At 50.1% G+C, this 4,596-nt stretch carries 4 protein-coding genes and 1 pseudogene; 1 reads left to right on the top strand and 4 read right to left on the bottom strand.

Going from position 1 to position 4,596, the window contains the following annotated elements; translation table 11 throughout:
* Window positions 1-102: 102 nt before the first annotated feature.
* Window positions 103-510, bottom strand: a pseudogene (locus H6B51_RS16315) (helix-turn-helix domain-containing protein); the annotation flags it as partial.
* Between the two features lie 575 nt (window positions 511-1,085).
* Between H6B51_RS16315 and H6B51_RS16320 the strand changes: the two are divergent.
* Window positions 1,086-1,430: a nucleotide-binding domain-containing protein gene (locus H6B51_RS16320; protein WP_204884661.1), complete on the top strand. Its 345-nt coding sequence runs from the start codon at window positions 1,086-1,088 to the stop codon at window positions 1,428-1,430.
* A 1,124-nt stretch (window positions 1,431-2,554) separates the two neighbouring features.
* Here the strand turns inward: H6B51_RS16320 and H6B51_RS16325 are convergent.
* The 3 genes from H6B51_RS16325 to H6B51_RS16335 form a co-directional block, all read right to left on the bottom strand.
* Window positions 2,555-3,169 carry a DUF1349 domain-containing protein gene (locus tag H6B51_RS16325; protein WP_204875489.1) on the bottom strand — a complete coding sequence of 205 codons (615 nt, stop codon included), beginning with the start codon at window positions 3,167-3,169 and terminating at the stop codon, window positions 2,555-2,557.
* A 246-nt stretch (window positions 3,170-3,415) separates the two neighbouring features.
* Window positions 3,416-4,120 (bottom strand): flavodoxin, encoded by a 705-nt coding sequence (locus H6B51_RS16330; RefSeq protein WP_006572297.1) that lies wholly within the window; start codon window positions 4,118-4,120, stop codon window positions 3,416-3,418.
* Window positions 4,117-4,494, bottom strand: coding sequence for a MerR family transcriptional regulator (locus H6B51_RS16335; protein ID WP_418055077.1), 378 nt, complete (start codon window positions 4,492-4,494; stop codon window positions 4,117-4,119). The genes H6B51_RS16330 and H6B51_RS16335 overlap by 4 nt, the downstream gene beginning before the upstream one ends.
* Between the last annotated feature and the right edge of the window lie 102 nt (window positions 4,495-4,596).

Here is a 4,596-nt window from a genome sequence, read left to right on the forward strand (position 1 = left end):
CCAGATATGATAAGCTAGATGCCTCGTTCTTAGCTTTTGTGTATCTTGCATCTGTGGCTATTTTGGTGATGTAGCACATTAATTCTGATTTTTCAAACAGGACCTAGTATTTAATTGTGCGGGGTTTCCCTGTTCAGGTTCTTCCAAGACAGGGTAAGCCTGTTCAGGATTATCCAAGACTGGATTTCCCCGTTCAGGTTTTCCCGGTTCAGGTTGGCGGGGCTGCTCCAGGATGGTGTACTCGATGGCGCCGAGCTGACCGTTGGGGTTGCGGACCCGCTGGCGGATCACATACCCGTGTTCCTCCAGCTCCCGCACCCCGGCGCAGATACTGTCAACGCCATCCTTGCAGATCCGGGCCAGCCCCTTGGTGGTATAGTCCCACTCCTCCGGCAGGGAGAGCATGAGGGAGAGAAGGCCCTTCGCTTTCAGCGAGAGCGACTTGTCCCGCAGGTGATGGTTGGACATCACCGTGTAGTCGCGGGTTTTCTCAATGCGGAATACCGCCATACCGGACTCCTCCTTTCTTCGGTTTTGAAAAGTGTTCGTTTCGGTGGTTTTGCGCCCCTGTATCACCGCCTGACCTCCCAAGAGGGAAAGGATATGGACGGGTTCGTTAACGCCGCTCACAGGCGAAAAAGCCGGGGATTTCCCACCCGTTTTCATACAGTTTTGAGTGCCCCTGGCAGGGCATAAAAAAACGCCACAGGTTTGAGTTACCTATGGCGTTGCCCCGGCCGATGGCCGGTCTGTATTCAGTTGTATGGTCACGGGGCGGAGGCCCCGATTGACAGGCTCTGTATCCATATCTCGGCATTTCGTGGTCTTTCAGCGTGTCAAGGCTCACTCAACAGTAGTAAAATCGTAGTAAATGAGGCGGTTTAGACCCGTCTGAAATGCCCGTGGATACAGTGTTTTCAAGGGATAATCAGGTTTCGGCTTGATTTTTAAAAGAAAAATATAGTAGTCACAGCCAAGTTTATAGCACAAACAATTATGGACATTTACTTGGATTTATTTCAAGCAACGGGAACTATACTGTGGTACCCTCGAGATTTTGCGAAATTCAAACAGCAGCACGTAGTTTGAGCGCTACTATTGAATGTACATATTCTCAAAATGGAGAAGAAAAATCAGTTCCTAACGGTAGTAAGCTTAGTGTTGGGGGAAAGCTATATTTTAAGCTAAAAACAGCAGGTGGAATTATTGACCCAATTGAGAAGGTTCGTGTTGTATGGGAAGTTTCTAACGGTGGAATAGGCACTCATAGTTCGCATCAAGAAATATATTTCAAGGGACAGGCGGAAGATAATAATATGTTCACTTTCTCCAGAGACTTGTCTTACTATGGAACCCATCTTCTCAGATGCAAAATAAGCAACGCCCCAAAAGGCACAATAACTCGGATATTTAAGGTTGTCGGAGTTTAAAAGAATGTCCTTTTCGTATTTGAATATATAACAGGCCTCGCAAAGAATGCTTCTTTGCGAGGCCTATTTTTGTGCCGAGTAATCATACTTTACACACATTTTTACATCTAAGAAAAAATTTTCTAAAGCGGGCTATATGTCTCTGAGGTGCTTTCGGCGTAGATACTGGAAACACTGCACAAAGGGAATGCGAACCGTCTTGTACAATATGCTTGGACATGAATCATTCATTTCCAGATCTTTTTGGCTTTTCTCGAGGGGCGGAGAACAAAAATAATGATCGTTTCTGGTATCCTGAACAGCGGATGCGAACAGAGCGGGGGCTGGTGCAGGAAACAGGGCGGAAACGATTGAGCTACGGGCCCACTATTTTTAGAAAAAAGTTGCAAAAAAGCCGTGAAACTTATGGTTTCACGGCTTTTTGTGGTGGACCTAATCGGGATCGAACCGACGACCTTACGGATGCGAACCGTACGCTCTCGCAAGGTGGTAAGTTTTCTGCCCATGGACTGCGGTGTATGGTTTGATGAAAATGATAGACGAGGGGCTATAAAAAATACCGCTTTCAGTGTTCCGATAAGGAACTGAATGGCGGTGTTAAGGTGGACTGTCCGTAGTCAAAGAAACAGTTCGCAATCTTTCCACTCAGAGCATACCTTCTTCAGCATCAGGCTGGCAGCAGAGAGCATAAAAGTACCGGCAGCGATCTGGTTGTAATCCGCAACATTTTCAGCGCGTTGAAAAAAGCAGGGCTTATCACGGTGCCCAGCTGTGTGTCGATCCATCCCAAATCACATTGTATCTGATCTATAGCGTACTGGAACCTAAAGGGGGCCCCTCTCTGGTTGAGATTCATTTCTGCGAGGGCCGTCCCTGCACGGTGGCATAGAATGTCCGCAAAGTGCTGGAAATCCCGTACCACGGGATTGAGAATGCCGTCAAGGAAGGGATGGAACAGACTACACTGGCATCCATGAGTGAGAAGTTCTGCGGACTGGTAAACTGTCGCAGAATTTCCAACATAGAAGTAAGCAGCAGCGCCTCCGGAAGCACATCGTAAGATGTTGCCTTCGGAGGCGCTGCTGCTGATACTTTGTTATTGTCCACAGTCGGCCTTTTTGAACTCAAATACTGTCGTCTGGAGCCTGCCCGTCATGTGCCATCCATTTGCAGTCTGTTACTTCCATATTGGTGAAAGCCGCGCGGAAGGACGAGTCCTCAGGGCTGCAGGCGTAAATGCCAAAGGATATTTTTCCCTCAGCTTCATTCAGGTGACAGATGCGCATCTGATGGAATGACTTACCGTCTTCCGAGCACTCGATGCAAAAATCATTTTCTCTGCGGCTTAAGCGGTACCACATGGATTTTATATGGGCAGAGATCTCCGTGGTCGCCCAGTCAGAATAGCCGTGATTGGTCACCACACTGCCCAGGTGCTGAAAGGTCTCATTTTCATATTCAATAGAACCCTTCAGCCAGTTTTCACTGTCCAGATACAGCACAACCCCACACTGGTCAAAGCGGTGATGGCTTTCCGAAAATTCCGTTTTTACCACAAAGGAAAAAAACGTTTCTTCCGTTTCCATCTGCAATACGGGAGCATTATCGTTGCGGAAATGGTAATAGGTTCTTTGCCAAAGATCCGTGTGGGGTTTCGTGACAATTTCGATTCGATCCTGTGTGATCACACAACTCTTTGGTTCTCGTGTCCATGTTAAGTTTTGAATGTCAAATTTCAAGATAATTTCCCCCTGTAGTTCCGGCTCTTGCTTTTTATCTCCAGCTGTCAGCTTTTACATGGTTCACTGATAAGGTTGTGTCATTCGAAATGCCAGGCAAAAGTTGATTCTGCTCCATATACGGCGGTAGTATATCATACTTTCAGCAGATTCTCAACTTTGGCAAAAACTGCCTCGCCGCTGCCGTGGCCGATGCAGCACATGCCCAGGCTGGAAAACCTCAAGCTCTGAACATCATGGCCGCTCTTATACCGGAGAAGATTCGGGGAGATCCAGTCCCTGCACCCAGGAAGCCACAGTGTTCTGGGACGCACTGCCGCTGAACCGCTGGCCATCCAGCCACCGAGCGTTTTCCGTCAGTTCCTGCAGGCCGTCGGCACTGGAGCCGATACCGCTGGAGCCGGAGGTGCAGAAGGGAACGATAGTGGCGTCGCCGAAGTCACAGCTCTCCAGGAAGGTGTAAATCACCTTGGGGGCCTGCCCCCACCAGATGGGGTAGCCCAGAAACACCACATTGTAGTTCTCCGGATGTTCCAGAGTACCAGTGATGGCGGGCCGGGCGGCAGGATCATTTTGCTCCTGGTTGGCGCGGCAGTTGTCATTGCTGTAATTGAGATCTTCGTCGGTGTACGGCACTTCCGGAACGATCTCATAGAGGTCGGCATCCAGGATGCTCTGGAGATGCTGGGCAATGCCTTCGGTGTTGCCGGTGGCGGAGAAGTAGGCCACCAGAACGCCGTCTTCCGGTGTTTCCACGTCAGATTCGCCTGCCTCCGGCGTGGAGAAAGCGGGAGGGGTGGATTGGTTGGGAGTGGACGACTCCTCCTTGGAGGATATCCCCTCCTGCTGCGTCTGGGACTGGCCGGGGTTGCTCTGGGTTTCCACCTGGCCGCAGGCCGTCAGGCCAAGCAGCAGAGTCAAAGTGATTAGAATCGTAAACAGTCGTTTCATTTTTTGGTGCCTCCTCCTGGCGTGGTTTGTGTCTTGCGTATCTCATGGCGCAGGTAATCCAGCCGCTGGAGCTGGCGCTCCTTAAAGTGTATCTCATCCAGAGCAGCTGTGCGCTTTTCCTCCAGCATTCTGAGTCGTTGCTCCTCCGTGTGGGGCTGCTCCAGGAGCAGGCGCATATAAGTCTCCACCTCCGATGTGGTAAAGCCCAGGTCATGGAGCGTCAGGATGGTGCTCAGCCGTTCCAGATCCGTGTCGTCGTACTGCCAGGCCCCCATCACTTCTTTTACCGCCCCGCAGAGCCCCCAGCTTTCATATTCGCTCAGGATGTGCATGGGGATCTGGTAGCGCTCGCTTGCCTCCTGTTTCGTCATCATAATCACCATGCCGACCGCTTCGCTCTCGGCACAAATAGGGATGAAAGAGAGCAGACAAACGGTCGCCTTTCTTATAAAATTAGATTGGGGAGGAAGCACACT

The sequence above is a fragment of the Pseudoflavonifractor phocaeensis genome, assembly GCF_016901955.1.
GTDB classification, from domain to species: domain Bacteria; phylum Bacillota; class Clostridia; order Oscillospirales; family Oscillospiraceae; genus Flavonifractor; species Flavonifractor phocaeensis_A.